The 16,604-nt window shown below is 69.5% G+C and carries 1 protein-coding gene (running past one end of the window); it reads left to right on the top strand.

The genetic code is table 11. From position 1 onward, the window contains the following. Positions 1 to 11: 11 nt before the first annotated feature. The coding region annotated (locus NL1_RS01475; RefSeq protein WP_156094593.1) for an alpha/beta hydrolase crosses the window boundary (this coding region is incomplete at its 3' end): on the top strand, positions 12 to 16,604 show 16,593 of its 35,628 nt. The annotated region continues 19,035 nt past the right edge of the window.

Below are 16,604 nucleotides of genomic sequence, written 5' to 3'. Positions count from 1 at the left end.
GCGCGGTTTAGATGGGTTACTGGCATATTCCCGACGAGCTCGCCTGGGTCGGGTGGGTGGCGGGTGCGGAGATCACCCACATCGATCCCAATGACCTGGACGGGATCTCGGATGTGCTGCGTGAGGTCGGCCGGGAGATCCTCGAGCACGCCATCGGCGAGGCCGATAGCGCCAGCCAATCCGTCCGCGTGTCCTACCCGCAGGGCAGTGGCGGCGAGAAGATATTCGAATCGCTCCAGAGCGTAATCCACGGCCAAGACCCGAAGCACGGCTCCATCGAGCTGATGGGCAAGTCCTTCGACCAGCTGGCCATCGCGGTCGACGACTTCACCGGCGAGGTCCACGGCAACCATTTGAGCGCGCTCTTCGCGCTCGGCTGGCTGGTCATCGAGCTGGCCTGGGCACTGGCCGCGGGCCCGGCCGCGCCCCTCGCCGAGGCCACTGCGATCGCTGCCACCCGTGCCGCCTTCCGGGTGATCGGCGAGATTCTGGAGAGCGCGATTGCCCGAATCATCGGTCAGCGCTTCCTGTCCGAAGCGGCGCGCACCGTCATCGCCAAAGTCGTCTACGAGATGCTGCAGGAGGGTTTTGTCGAGGTCGTCCAGACCACCATCGAGGAAGCCGCTATCCACAACATCCTCACGGCAGAGAACCTGAAGTCGCAACCCTTCGACTGGGGCGGCTACATGAAGAACGTGGGTGTCTCGTTCCTTGCGGGTGCAGGGGGCGGCGGCGCCGGATATGGCATGGGTCATATTCCGGCGCTCAACCGGATGATGATGAGCGACAACCGGTGGACCCGCGCCATGGGCGGTGGGCTGGTCGGTATCGGCGCGGGTGTGTTCGGTGCGACGATCGCAGGCCTGCTGACCGGCCAGTGGACTCCGGAGGCGTTCGTCGGTGGTGGCCTGTCGGGCGCGATTCCCTCCGGTGCGTCGAGTTTCCGGGGAAATCGGCAGTACGCGGGTGCGCCCAACGTCGGCGGCGGGGACTTCGACGGCGTGAACTTCGACGGCGGGGACTTCAACGTGACCCCGCCGGACGGTACCGCGCCGCCGGGCGAGCCGACCAACGCGACCGACCCCTCCAATCCCACTGGTGCCGGGGACAATTCGGGCGCGGGAAACCAGAACGGTGCCGGAAATCAGAATGGTGCCGGGAACCAGAACGGGGCCGGGAACAACAGCCCGGGCACGAACACCGCTGGTGCTGGCAATACTTCTGCACCGCCGGCCGGGCAGGACGCGAACGCGCCGCAGGCCGGGGCGGCCGCCGACTCGGGCGCGGGCAACCAGAATGGTGCCGGAAATCAGAATGGTGCCGGGGACAACAGCCCGGGCACGAACACCGCCAGTGCCGGCAATACCTCCGCACCGCCGGCCGGGCAGGACGCGAACGCGCCGCAGGCCGGGGCCGCCGACTCGGGCGCGGGCAACCAGCAGCAGACCGGCGCTGGACCGCAGGCCGGTCAGCACGCGGGTCAGCAAAGCTCGGAAGCCGGTGCGAGCGAAAGTAGTTCGTCGAATTCCGGTGCGAACCAGAGTAATTCGGCTCCTCAGGCGGGCGATTCGAGTTCGGCCGTGGACAATCCCAGCTCGGGTGTTTCGGACCCGGGTGCGGGGGCCGCGCAGGTCAGCCCGGTCACCGATCCGGGCGCGGTCAACAACCTCGCCGGTACACCGCTGGGCGACTCCCGAATTGGCGCTGGCGCAGGCATTTCGGGCGATCCCAACTCGAGCCTGAACACCGCCGCCAACGGGGCCGGAATGACGGCGCCGGGAGCGGCCGCGCCGGGGTCGGCGGCGCCCGGTGCGAGCACGTCGGCGCCGGGAGCGCCCACGAGCACGAGTGCGTCCAGTGTCGCGCCGGGCAGCTCGTCGTCCGCGCCGGGGTCCACCTCCACGTCTCCGACAACGGGCCAGTCGAGCACCGCCACCAGTCAGCCGGGCGCCGGGCGGCCGTCGACGCCCAACCTGCCCGGTGTGCCCCGCGCCGGAGACACCTCCGTGGCCGGTTTCAACGACGGCACGTCCAACGCCGCCCCGAGCGCCGATGCCGAGTCGACACCCGCGTCGCGCGCGGGCTCGTCCGCTCAGGCCGCAACCCCCGGCGCCGCCCCGGCCAGTCCGGTGCAGACGCAGGTCTCGGATACCGAAGCACCGCAACGGAATACCACCGTGGACTCGGAGGGCGACGCCGACAGCCAGGTGCAGGTCACACCGGAGAGCGACTCGCAGGTCCAGGCGCGGACCGACAGCAGCCTGGATCCGGCGACACAAAACGACACCGACGAGGATGCACCCGCGCGTCCCGAGAGCGATCAGGACCCCGCGGCACGGCCGGACAGTGACGAGGACGCCGCGGCGCGTCCCGATAGTGACGAGGACGCGCCCGCGCGCCCGGACAGCGACGAGGATCCGGCGGCGCGTCCGGATGTCGACGAGGATTCCGCGCTGGTTCTGCCGCCGCCTATGCCGCCCACCCCGGCGGCCCCGGCTCCGGCACGCCCCAGCACCGATCCGGACACCAGCACAGACCCCGACACGGATACCGATACCGATACCGATACCGAAGAGCAGCAGGCCGCCGCGATCCTCGACAGCATGGCGGGCAAGCCGAAGCCCTCCGATTTCCAGCTCGGCCCCAAGGCCACACAGGCCGAGGCGGATGCCTTGGCGCGCAAGAACTCCGAGCGGTGGAGCGGCATCACGCGGGATCAGCAGCTGGTCCTGCTCCGAGTGCATCCGGCCAGCTTCGGCAACAATGCGCCGGGCATCCCCGCGCCGGATGTCGATATCGCCAACCGGATACAGATCGACCGGGAGTCGCAGAGTCTGATCGCCAGCAGCCGGTTGACCGAAGACCAACAGGCGCAATTGAAGAGTCTGCTGGCCGAGCAACAGCGGGCGGCGGCCGACTTGGCGCAGGCGAAAGCCGAGCAGCCGCGGGCGCGGACACAGGTGAATCCGGACAGCAGGCCGGCGGAGAGGGCGGCGGCGCGCCGTCAGGCCGCCCAAGAACGAGCCGAAGCCAAACGGCGGATCAACGAGGCTCGCACCGAGGCCGCGAAAGAGGTCAAGCGCGTCAAGAACGAGCTCGAGAGTCTGATTCGGCGGAGCAGGCTGAACTCCGCCTCGCACAAGCAGCTGGTGAACCTGCTGCGTACCCAAGAGGCGATCGCCATGGCGGAGGGGGTGGCCCGAACCGTCGCGCCGAATACGCCGGTGTACGTCATGGCCTTCGACTCCACCGCGTTCAACGGCAGCGGCCGGGCGGCCATCGCCATGGGCGACATCGACACCGCGACCCTGTTGGCCTGGCACGTCCCGGGCCGGGACGCGTCGCTGGCCAATATCGGCAGCACCGTGAACCAGATGGCCGGCCAGTACCAGGCGACCGCCGGTCGACTACGCGCGGGCGAGTCGGCGGCGTCGATCGCGTGGGTCGGCTATGGCACGCCGAACAAGGGCCAGTCCGTGACCACCTGGCATGCCCGTCAGGGCGGCAAGCTGCTCGCCCGGGATATGGCCGCCGTCAGCGCGACTCGAGCAGCGCTCAACGAGGGGCGGGTGGCGCAGGGGCAACCCGAGATCGCGGTCTCGAACAAGATCATCGCGCGCGGCTACGGCGTCGACGTCGTCGAATCATCCGGCCGTAAGGGGCGTTTGGAGCGCCTGGTCGACGATGTCGTGCTCGTCGATTTCTCCGGCCAGGAAGACACACCCTTGATCCGGAAGAAGCACTTCGGCGACGACGTCCGTGTGCACATCCAGGATCGCGCCAACGGTCTGTTCCACCAGTTCAACGCCCCGAAGGCCACCGGCGCGAAGCCGCCGAAAAACGGCGTGCCGGTCGACCGCATGTACCGGCTGGAGAACATCGCCGCCGGCACCACCGAATTCCAAGCGCCCGACAACGAGTCGTTCCTGGACACCGATCGGCCCCCGCTGCGGGACAACGGGTGTTCCGAGCAGGCGCTGTACACGGCACGCCAGCGTACCGGTAATCCGGACATCACCGTGCCGACCGATGTCGGCCCGGACGGTGTGTCCATGCGCCAGCTCGAAGAGCACGCCGATTCCCAGGTGACCGAGGTCAAGGTCCGCAAGCGCAAGTCGCCGCACAAGGCGATCGCCGAGGCGCTGGACTTCATGAAGGGCAAGGCGACGGTCGTCGTCGTCGACCAGAACCACACGGTCGATGAGCACGGTGTCGGTTCGCACGCGTACGTCATGTACTACGACGCCGCGACCGGCAAGATCATGGTCGACGACCCGTACAAGCATCCGGACGGCCCGGTCGAGTTCGACCCCGGCAATCTGCCGGACGCGAAGAAGACCTGGGTCATGGTCTACGACGCGAACGGTAACTCCGTGCGCCCGCTCGCGGTGCGCCCGCTCGCGGTGGGTGCCGCCACCCAGGGCCACGACGATGACGATCGGAACCTGCCGCGGGTCGGCGACGATCAGGGCCGTCGGGATCCGATGCGCGACCTCCGGCGCCTCCTGGACGAACAGCAGCAGGAGGAGCAGCGCAGGCGCGACGGAGAGCGCGACGCCAACCGGCCTGCGCCGGACCCGGATTCGCAGCAGAACCCGGACCCCGAGGCGCAGCCCACGCCGGACCCGGATACGCAGACCCCGGACCCGGGTGCTCAGCCCGATCCGGAAGCGCAGCCCGATCCCGCGGCACAGCAGTCTCCGGACCCTGAATCCGAATCGGCGTCGGATCCACAGCCGACCCCGGCTCGCCAGACGACGCCGACGGGCGACCTGTCCCCGCTGACCGACGCCGACCGCGACCGCCTGACCCTCCTCTCACAGGCACTCGGCCTCGGCGACTCGCTGCCGAGCTTCGCCGACCCGCGCCCGATTCTCGCGGATCTGACCCAAATGGCTTGGGCGCGCGGATTCCTCGACCCGACCCCGGTCACCGGGCACATGAACGAGCTCATGAGCTCGGACGATTTCGCTCCATTGAGCATCGACGAGCAGCATCTGGGCGAGCGGTACTGGAACTACTCGCCGGATCCGAGCAACCCGAATTTCGCCCAGCAGCGCAACGAAGCCCACGCCCTGCCGGTCGTCGATCCCGATACCCCGGCGCCCGCCATGCCGATCGCCGTGCCGGACGCGATCGCACCCGCACTGGGGCCGGCGCCGGCCCGGCCCGACTCCCGGACCCCGCATCCGCTCGCGCCGGAGTCGGCGCAGGCGGAGCTGCTGCGTCAGCTGCGCCTGAACGACGACCAGGTGACCCAGGCGAATCTCGCGGAAACCATCGCGGAGCAGCGGTATCGGACCATGCTGCGGGCGGGGGCGGTCGAGTCGCTCGCGTCCGCCCTGGCCCGGCTGGCTGCCCCCGTCGACTCGAACCAGCGGGCGGATCTCACCAAGATCGTCAACCAGTGGGCAGATCTGCTCCAGCTCTCGGAAAGCGACCTGGCCGAGGGGCAGGTCGACACGACGCTGGAGTGGCTGCGCGACAACGTGCTTGCCCGCGCCGTCGCCCTGAACGATCTGGCCGATGTCGCCCAGGCGGTGCACGCGGTCGAGGGCCGGGCCACCCAGGCGGCCGAGGGCGAGACCCGCCGGTACACGGTGGTGGTGGACGGTCAGCGGGTGCCGGTGCTGCTGACGGCCGACGGTTCCGGAGGGTGGCGGGTGCGGCCCGCCGAGCCACTGGCGCCGCCGCCGGTGCCGGTGCCGGACTCGTCGAGCGACCCCGACGCGCAACCGCAGAGCCGGGCGATGAAGTTCCTGCGCACCCACCTCGGCAGCCACGGCACCGGCCGGCCGATCCAGTACGCGCTCGGTTCGGAGAACAACAGCGATCTCTACAACGCGTTCGGCGCGGAGATCGAGTTGCTGTCCGGTGACGCGGCGGCCAATGTCAGTGGGTTCAACTGGGATCCGGCGTTCTTCGCGTTGCAGGCGTCGAAGCTGTGGAAGGGCCGCGAGGCGTTCTGGGCCCTGGTCACCCGCAACTACCCGGCCAGTCACCAGATCGGTGCTCCGCAGGCACCGGAGACGGTTGCGCCCGACGAGCGCGCCGGTATCGATGAGGACGTGGTGCCGCCGGTTCCGGATGCGGAACCGCAAGGCACGGCACCCGATCCGGATCTGGCGCGCCGAGGCGCGGAACTCGGCGACACCATCACCGCCCGCAATGCCGCCGGTATCGCGCTCTACGAGGGCGCGGACGCGCTGTCGCTATCGCTGGCCGACCTCAGCCCCGACGCGGTCCGCACCGCGGTCGGCGAGGCGAACTACCGGGCGATGCGGCAGGCCGCGGCGGCCGCGGCGTACGCGCAGGCGGCCACGCGGTTCCACAACGAGAACGAGCGCCTGCGCTATTTGCCGACCAACGACACGCGTCCCGATCCGCTCGAGCGCTATATGCGCGAGCAGTCCCGTGCGGCCGGTCTGCCCGGTGCGGACTCCGAAGCCAGTGGCGTCAACAACAATCCGACGCGGCTGAAGCTCTGGTGGGACCCGGAGGGCAACCCGAGCGCGGAGGCCCGCGAGGCGTTCCGGGAGGCGATGCAGCGCGAACAGGTGCGCGCCGAACTGGGCACCTGGGCCAACCTGCTCGATGTCGATCCGGCAAAGCACAGCCCGGCCGATGTCGCACGCGCGCTGACCGCACTGCACGACCGTGCTGCCGAATTGGCGCGAGAGGCAGCCGAATTCGCGCAACTGGCGGCCGCCTACACCGATGCCGACACCAAGTTCGCCCGGATCGCCGAGGAGATGGCGGCCGCGGCGGGGCACCGGTGGTTGCTCGACCAGGGCGGCGACCTGCTGGATCCGGACAATGCGCCGGGTATCGGCCTGCTGGACGGCAATCCGCCGCGCCTGGTGGTGATCAACGACGGCGGCGATCACGACCAGCAGCTGGCCAACGCGCTCGCCGACCCGCGTAATACCGATATCGCGCAGATGCTGACCCAGGGCGAGCTGGAGCTCGAGTACCGGGTCGCCTGGGCCGACCGCACCGGCGTCATCCATGTGGCCGAGGTAGACGCGCCGCAGGTCCGGCATTTCTCCGGTGCCGTGGACGGGCGCGGGCTCGAGCTGACCATGGTCCGCGACAACGACGACAGCCCCTGGCGGGCCATCCCCAGCGAAAGCGCGCTCACACCGCCGGACAACCGGATTCCGGTGCCCGACCCCACCACGCTGTCGACCGCCGAGCTGGTGGCCCGTGTGGAGGACGCGGCGGCCCGGCAGGACGTGAAGCTGGCCGATCTGGCCCCGGATCGCGTCGGCTCCACCCTCGACGCGGCGCGCGCCGCGAACCAGTTGCGCGCGGTGCGGATCGAGGCCATGGCCGATCTGGCCCGCCTGCACACGGACGTGGCCCGCTACAACGCCTTCGAGCGCGCGCTGCACGAGGCCGGGGTGAACCGGTCCGAGCTGCGCGGGCGCCCGCTCGACGCGCTCGAGGAGCTGAAGCAGCGGCATCCCGAACGGGCCAAGAAGCTGGATGCCCTGGCCAAGCTGCTGAACCGGTACCCCGATCTGGTCGATTTCGATCCCAACCTCTACGACGCGCAGGATCAGCTGCGGCCCGGTGGTCTGCCGATGCATCACAGCGACACCCACGACCAGGTGGGGTTGCTCGTCGACAATCTGGCGGACTTCCTCGCGCTCGCCAGGCACGGCCAGACGCTGCCCGGCAAGGTACCCGGCATCCCGGACCCGGACGCCGACTGGCTGCACCTGCTGGGCGTCGATATGGACACCGCGACACCGTCCGAGCTGGAGTCGATCTACAAGAACTTCCGGGCGGGCCGGCTCGACGCGGCCGCGCTGCGCACGCCGGAGCAGATCGCCGAGGCGCTGGCGGAGTTGCGGGCCGATGTCCGCCAGGACGCCACCGACCTCGCCGCCTTGGCCGCACTGGCCGAGACGTACTACCGTCTGCCCACCGGTGGCACTCCCATCAACCACTGTGTGCCAAGGGCTTTCGACCAGCTGGCCGTGCGGCACCCGAACGTGCTCGGCGAGTTCGCCGTCGATCCCGACCGGATCGGCGGTGTGCCGTGGGGTGAGATGTCGGACCACTTCGGCACCGCGCAGCCCGAGCCGTTCCTGCCGGGGGAGGAGGGCGGCGCACATGCCCGCCTGCTGACCACCTTGCGCGCGCAGGGCCTGGGCGCCTCGGCTGTGGTGATCGACCAGCGGACCACCGTCGACGACTACGGTATCGGCGGCCACGCCTACACCGTGACCTACCTGGGCCGCGACGTCTTCGACGTGGACGGCCAACGGGTTCTGCTCACCGATATCGATGACAACGGCCAAGAGCAGCTGTTCGACCTCGGCCCCAATGGCGGCACCGATCCGCTGTCACTGGCCGAATTGACCGGTGGCACACCGGCGGAGACCGCCGCCACCTGGGCGAGCATCTTCCAGAACGACGCGCATGTCCCGGGTCTCGGCGACGAGGGTCCGATGCCGGACGCCGGTCTGCGTTTCGGCCAGGATCCGCCCACACCGCGCAAGCCCGAGGACCCGGTGCATCAGGCGGCGCGGTTCTTCGACGAAACACCGAGTCTGCGTACGGAACCGGAATCCGGGGCCGAGCCTTCTGCCGCGCACCTGGCCTACGCACAAGCCCTGGCCGAGCGCCTCGGTCTCGCGGAAACCCTCGGGGCACTGCCGGATCCGCAGTCCGCACTCCAGGACATGTCGCAGATGGCGCTGGCCCGCCGCTTCCTGGACGCCTCGCCGGACGGCCTGGCGAACCAGCACATGCTGTTCCCGGCGAACTTCGACACGCTCACAGCGGACGAGCAGTTCCCCGGGGAGCACTACTGGCGCTACCCGTCGGATCCGTCCGACGCCGATTTCCTCGCCCAGCGCGACGCGGCCGAGGAGTTCCAGCGGTCGATCGGCAACCCGCCGGAAACGCAACCGGCGCCGCCGATTCCGCTCGCACACCCCGCTGCCGTCGCGGGGCCGTTGGTGTCGCCGCCGGACCCGTCCGACCCGCCGCGCCCGCTCGCCATGGCGCAGGCCCAGCAGTCGCTCGCCGACCAGCTCGAGCTCACGACCGAGCAGCGGGATCCGGCGAATCTCGCGACCACCGTCGCGCAGCAGCGTTATCGAATCCTGTTGCGCGCGGGCGCGATCGAAGCGCTGGCCACCGCCGTGGGGCGCCGTGACCTCGCGCTGGACCCGCAGCAGCGGACCGAGATCGACAAGATCATCGAGGTTTGGGCGAAGCTGCTCCAGATCCCGGCCGACGGCCTGGCGCCGGCGAACCTGACCGACACCCTGGAGCGACTGCGGGCGGAGACACTGGCCCGCGCCCAGGCAGTCACGGATCTGGCCGATGTCACCCAGGTGCTGCAAGCGGGCCGGACACCGGGCGGCCCGGTGCGGATCGACCTGGAGGTCGGCGGCGAACGAATCCCGGTTCAGCTGACCCCGGACGGTTCCGGCGGCTGGCGGGTCGAACCGGCCACCCGCCTGGCCGCACCGGAGGTGCCCACCGCCGCGATCGTCAAGGCTCCGGAGGCCGATCCGGGTGTGCTCCAGACCCTGCGGAACCTGCCGGGTGTGGTCAACCCGCAGCATCCGCCGTCGGAGATGGTGCCGCTCGGCCAGTCGTTCACGGTGCAGAACATCGGTCAGCTGGCCGACAGCGAGTTCTGGGGAAGCTTCGAGGGCAACCCCGCGCTCACCGCGCGCGAGGTGGTCAACCTCAAGCGCAACTGGCCGAAGATCAAGGCATTCCTGCTCAGTCAGGTCACCTCCGCGGAATCGCACGGGCCCGTCTCGCGCACCGGCGATGTCTACGACTACGCCCGCGAGGACGCCGACCCGCAGAAGATCAGCGAGAACGAGGCCGAACTCCGCCGTCTCGGGCTGGCCGACCGCTTCCTCGCGGGACCGCCGGTGCCGCAGGCACCTCCGGCGGCGCAGCCCGTGCCAGGCATCGACGCCTCGCTGGAGCCGCCGGTCCCCGCCGACGCCGAGCACAACCCTTCGGCGCCGGCCCACGACGATCTCGCCGAATGGGGCCAGGAGGTCGCGCAGGCCGCGCAGGAGCTGGATGCGCAGGCGCGGGCGCTGCTGGCACTGGCGGGCCCGCTCGGCATCGAACTACCGGACCTGAGTTCGGAATCGGTGCGTGCCGCTGTCGCACAGGCGCGGTATCTGCTGACCCGCGAAGGTGTTTCGGCCAAGGCGTTCGAGGCCGCGCTCGCCCGATACCGCGCCGAGAACGCGGACATCCCGTTCGGGACCGATATCGATCTGTCGCATCTGCTGCCTGCCGCGGTCATCAACCGCCCGAGCCCGCTGGAACGGTACGCGGCCGAGGTCGACGCGGCGACGAGAGGACGCAGACGCCCCGGCACCCTGCGCTGGACGGGCGTCAACAACAACATGCAGGGCGGGCGCATGTGGTGGGATCTGTCGCACCGCGATACCCCCGAGGCCCGCAGGTTCTTCGAGGAGGCGCTGCGCCGCCACCACATCCGCACCGAGCTGGACCAGCGCGCGCACATCCTCGGCGTCGACCACGAGAACCCGAACGTGCTGGCGGAGCTGCAGACTCGGCTCACCGACCTGCAGGACGCCGTGACCGCCTTCCAGCGGCAGGCGCAGCAGTTCCTCGACGCCGACGACAATTTCGATCAGCACGCCGACGTGATGGCGAATATCGCGGGCAGCGAATGGATCCGGGTCAGCGGCGGGTTCCTGATCGATCCGGTCGACCATCCGGGCATCGGGCTGGCGGGGTCCCCGATGAAACTCGTTGTCATCGACAACGCCATGAATCATGATGCGGCACTGGCGAAGGCGCTCGCCGATCCGGCGAATTCCGAGCTGGTGGAACTGATCGACAACGGCAGCCTCGAGGTCGAGTACCGCGTGGCCTGGCCGCGTGAGGTCGGCGGTACCTGGCGGGTGGCCACTGCGGCGGTGGATTCCCCTGCGGTACGCCATATCTCGGAAGACTTCGACGGCCGGAACCTGACCGTCACCATGGTGCGCTACGAGGGCGGCCCCTGGCAGACGGTCACCGATCTGGCGCAGGCGGAGCCGAGCGGCCCGGCGCTGGACATGTCCCGGATGTCGCGCGGCGAAATCGAGTCCGCCATCACGGAATTGGTGGGCCGCCTGCCGATCGGCCGCGTCGATCTGACCCCGAGCCAGATCGCCGCCACCGTGGAGCGGCTGCGTTTCGACGACGAGGTGCGCGCCGCCCAGATCGAGGCGCTGGTCGAGTACGCGCGCACCCTGCACGCCCTCGACGCCTACCACCAGCTCGACACCGCGCTGAACAAGCTGGAGCTGAGCCGGGCCGACCTTGCGACCGACCCCAAGGCCACGCTGGAGGCGCTGAAGACCGCGAAACCCAAGCTGGCCAAGGAGATCGACGCGCTCCTGACGAAGCTGGAAGCCGACCCGGAACTGTTCACCCGGGATCCGCGGGTGGCCGACGACATCGCCCCGATCAACCTGGCCGACGCCCCCGCGCACCTGGCCTCGCTCATCGCGGACGTCGATCTGCTGCTCGTACAGCTGCAACTGGCCGGTCCCACCACCGTGCCGGGAGTGCCGGTGCCGGACCAGGATTGGGTGCGCCTGCACGGCGCCGACATCTACAACACCACCGACGCGCAGTACAAGGCGGCCTTCGGCAAGTTCAAGACCGAGAAGTTCGCCGACCTGTTCGTCCGCAACCCCGACACATTGACCGCGCTGCACCAGCAGCTGCGCGCCGAGGTCCGCCAGACCGCCGCGGAGATCGAGGCCCTGTCTGCGTTGGTGACCTACTACACCAGCGAGATCGATCCCGCAGGCCCGGCGGCGATCAACACCTGTGTCTCCGACTCGCTCAGCCGCGTCCTGGCCGATCAAGGCAATATTGTCGGTGTCCCGATTCCGGTGACGGGCAACCTGTCCGGCCTCGAGTGGAAAGACGTGCGGCCGATGCTGCGCGGCGCTCAGCCGGGCGCGTTCGACAACAGTGACGCCCGCAGCCACGTGCGGCTGATCCAGGCGCTGCGTGAGCAGGGTGGCCCCGGTGCGATCGCCTGGGTGCTGGACCAGCGCTGGACCGTCGATCAGCGAGGTGTCGGCGCGCACGCTTACACCGTGAAGTACTTGGGCGGCAACCAGTTCGAGATCGATGGCCGCCGCGTGACCTACGACGAGATCGGCTCCAAGCGCAGCAACCTGGAATGGTTCGTCGCGCCGGACGGGACCCGGCTCTCGCTGGCCGAGCTGACCGGCGGCAACCGCTACGAGACCGCTGCCACCTGGGCGGTGGCTTGGAAGGGCGGACAGCAGGTGGCGAACTTCGGCGACCTCAACGCCGCACCGCCCGCCGACGATCTCGTCATCGGCCAGACCCCCGGCCAGAACGCCCCGGTGCCCGCACATCGGCAGCCACCGGCCAACGCGCCGCCCAGCCCGGCGGCCCAGGTGGCCCGGTTGCGCGCCGAGATGGCCGCCGCGGTGGCGGGCGAAGCCGACCTGCGTGCCGAGATCGCGGATCTGCGGCAGCAGGCCATGGCCGCGCAGAACGCCGGGGATCGCGAGCTGGCCGGTAGCTTGGCGGCCGACATCGAGCAGCGCGTGGCGGAAACCGGTGCCGCGGAGGTCGCGCGCGCCGCGGCGGTCGAGGTGTGGCAAACCTCGATCACGCAGCAGGACAACGACCTGCAAGCCCGGATCGACGCGCTCGAGGCGCAGCTGGCCGCCCACTTGGGCGGCGACACCGAGATCGCGCAGTTCCGCTCCGATATCGACCTCGTGGACAACCTCGAGGCCGCGTTCCAGCTGCGGGACCGCATGGAGACCGCCGAGCGGGTCCAGCAGAGACTGGAAGCGCAGATCGAACGCGGTAAAGCGTTGCAGCACAAGCTGCGTGCGGGCATCGCGCTGCTCGAGGCCGACACGGTCGACACTCCGGAAGCGGAGCGTGCCCGGAACCAGGATCTGGCCGCGGCCCGCGCCAAATTGCGGCAGGCCACACACGCACTCAGCGAGGTGGAGAGCTCGCTGGAACTGCTGCGGCGGAAGCTGCCGCCGGGTGATCTGACCCTGCTGAAGTCCGCGCTGACGACGGAGATCATCTCCGCCACCAATGCGCGGGCCGCGCTCGCCCAGGTCTTCCAGATCAGCGATACGGATCACCTCAACCCGCGGTACCCCGGACCGCGGGAACCCGGCGCCGAGCTGGTGCAGCAGCTACGCGAGGCCGCCAAGCAACTCGAAGACGCCGAAACGCAACGGAGCAAGCTCGCCGAGCGGCAGGCCGCGCTGGACGCGATGAACGACCTCGGCCTGCTGCCGATCTCGGAGCGGGTCGGCGTGCGGCCTGCCGCGCAGCCCACCGGGCTGTTCGGGGACAGCGAGATCGTGGTCGTCGGCACCGACACCGACGTCAACAACTACCGGCAGGCGCTGCAAGCGACGCTGTCGGCGCGGACCGACCTGAATCTGCTGCTGGGCATGGCCAAGTCGGACACCACGCCGCTGACCGTGCGGTTCACTCAGGTACAGCTCGACGCGCAGGGCCACTACGAGAGCACCGTCGATCTGCCGTCCACCGATGCCGAACTGTCCCAGCGCGCGGGCGCCTGGGCGCCGGGCAAGCATCCGCGTAAGTGGGAGAAGGAGAAGTGGACCGACCCGCAGCCGCCGTTCCTGTTGAAGGTGTCGGTGGTGCCGAGCTTCGACAAGATCATGGCGGGGTTGCACGAGTTCGAGGCCGGTGAGGTTCCAGGGTTCCTGTTCCCGCAGAATCCGCCGTTCTCGCCGACGATCTACAACGTGCCCGAGGGCGTGAACGCGTGGAGCTCCGACGTCGGCCTCAACCTGTTCCACCTGCGCATCCTCGCGCTCGGTATCCTGGAACGGATCCCGGGACATTCGTGGACGAAGAACCTGATCCAGAACCGGCCCTGGATCGGCAAGTTCGTCCTCTCTGCCACCCGGTGGTTGCCCGCGAACACCGCGCACGGCAAGTCGATCGAGCTGCCGCTCTCGGCCGACTTCGCCAAGCGGCATCCGGCGTTGGCCTGGGCCATGGCCGATGTGGCGCAATGGATTCCGGCGGTGCGCAACGGGCACTGGATCCAGCTTGTTCCGATGGTGCGCGGCACCCGCACCTACGGCTGGCTGGACGACAGCCAGCCCGACCCGCAGCCGCTGCACAACCCGGAACTGGCGCCGCCGCAACTCAATTCGGAACAAGCGCGCCTGGACGGTGCGCACACGCTGCCCTACACCGGCGAGAGCGTCGCGATCCCGGAGTCGCTGCGGCAGCGCTGGGCCGACAACGAAGCCGAGCGGGCCGAGCTCAGGGAGCGGACCGAGGCCGCCTACGACGGATTCGAGCACAACCGGGCCTTCGAGGCGGACAGCAACCTGGCGCAGATCGCCGATCATGCCCTCGCCGATCCGGACCGCTACTCCGGCGGCGACCCGAAGCGGCCGGTGCGCGGCAAGGGCAAAGCCTGGGTGCGCGACCCCAACGGTTCGACCATGGCCAAGCACAGCGACGGCTCGACCTGGCTGAAAGACCACGCGGGCAACCTGCGTTCCCGCGATGACCTCATCGAGACGCTGCGCCAGGTGCGCGACTACCTGATGCGCAACACCGAGATCCCGCAGAACGCCGACATCGCCGCCATGTGGCAGCGGCTTTTGTCCAAGCAGGCGGTGCGCGAGGACATCGTCGGGATCGAGGCCGCGCTCGCCTCGATCGAGTTCATCGCGCAGCACCAGGGCGCATCCGTGCAGCAGGCGACGGCGGCGGCGAAAGCCGCGGGCTACGACTGGGATCAGCGCCCGCGCCATCCGCGCGAGCGCACCCTGTGGCAGCGCCTGACCGGTGCGCGCCCGACACCGCTCGGGATGACCTCCGAGATCGACCCGAACGTCAACGATCCGGCCCGGACCCGCCGCCTGAGCCTGACCCCCCACCCAGGCTGGCAGGGCTTCGATCAGCTCAACGATGACATCGAGACAGTGCTGCGCGGCTGGCCCGCCGCGAAAGTCGCCGAGGCGCAAAGCCAGATCACCGCGCTGATGAAAACGGCGACCACTTCGTATCGCGGTGATGTCGGCAACATGCGTGGCGGCGTCCACATCTCGGCGTTCGTCATCGGCGAACCCGGCGCCGAGACCCTGGTGGTCGATATCGAGGGCATCGGCAGCGATGTCCGCGTTCCGCGCAGCCAGCACCGCATCGACCAGCACGACAACAACTGTGTGCCGGTGGCGGCGCGGCACGTCAATACGGCGCAGGGTGGGACGGTCATCGGTGCGCACACCTTGCAGCCGGGGCTGGCCGGTGTGCGGTGGGGCGATCTCGTGCCGACGCTCAACGGTGCTCCGGTGCAGGGTTTCGTCGCGGCCGACGGCCGTAGCGCGCAGGCCCGGCTGGTGCAGGGCATGATCGACGCCGGACCCGGCACCACCGCCTATGTGGTGGAACAGCGCGGCAACCCGGACCGGCACGGCGCCATCGGCCACGCCCTGGCGCTGCACTACGTCGGCGAGATCGACGGCAAGCACGTCTTCGAGCTCAACGGTGAGCGGGTCACGCTGAACCGGGTCGAGAACGGCCGGGAATGGTTCGACGCCCCGGTCGCGGCGCTGCCCAGCGGCCAGCAGACGCCGCCAACGCAGGTATCGCTGGCCGAGCTCGCGGGTGGCACCCGCGAGGGCGCGGTCGCCCTGTGGGCCACCGCCTACCAGAACCAGCAGGCGATCGTCCTGGACACCGGCGACGTGAACGCGCCCCAGCCCGGCGACAACGCCTTCATCGGCTCGAACCCGGCCGACCGATCCGGTGATTCGCGGGACGCGGAGCAGTCCGACTCCGAGCAGGACAGCGACGAGGCTACGGCTGAACCCGAGCAGCAGGCGCCACCGGAGGGGTGGATTCTGTCTTCGGAGATGCCCCGTACCGCGATAACGGTGACGCGTGAGCTGATGATCGAGGGACAGTCGGCGGTGCTGGCGGATCCGAGCCGGGCGCGGGAAATCATCGCCGAGATCGGCGAGCGGTTCCTGGTGTCGAACGCGCCGGAGAAGGTCAACGGGCCGGAGCGACTTATCCAGGACATCTTCCCGCCGCAAGAGCTTGCTTACCTGCGGTATTCGCTGGAGCGGTCGATCGCCTCCGGGGTGCTGCAATACAAGCTGACCCAGACAGCGTTGCAGCAGATGATGGCGCATCCGGAGCGAATCGCCGTCGCGGTGCGTAGCAACTACACGACCACCGAGCCGGACTACTACGCCTCCACCCTGCGCGAGGACTACGTGATGGTCGGCCACGACGGCTACCCGCGCGATTCCGGAATGCATGCCTTCATGCAGGCCGCGGTCGAGCATCTGACCGCGACCTGGCCGCTGATGTCCGACCCGGTGTGGGCAGAACTCGCCGCGATCAAGGAAGAACGGTCCGCCGACCGCAAACCGCTGCTGGAGGCGATCCCGGCGAGTCGGCGCGAAGAGCTGGATCTGCCCGCGCATTCGGTCGGTGTGTACAACGCGCAGGGCGACAAGACGGTGCTCAGCGCGGCGACCAATATGGAGAGCATCGCGCTGGTGCTGCGCGGGTTC

The sequence above is a fragment of the Nocardia lijiangensis NBRC 108240 genome, from assembly GCF_001613045.1.
GTDB lineage: Bacteria > Actinomycetota > Actinomycetes > Mycobacteriales > Mycobacteriaceae > Nocardia > Nocardia lijiangensis.
The sequence above is the reverse complement of the archived record's forward strand: the minus strand, read 5'-3'. Positions and strand labels throughout refer to the sequence as shown.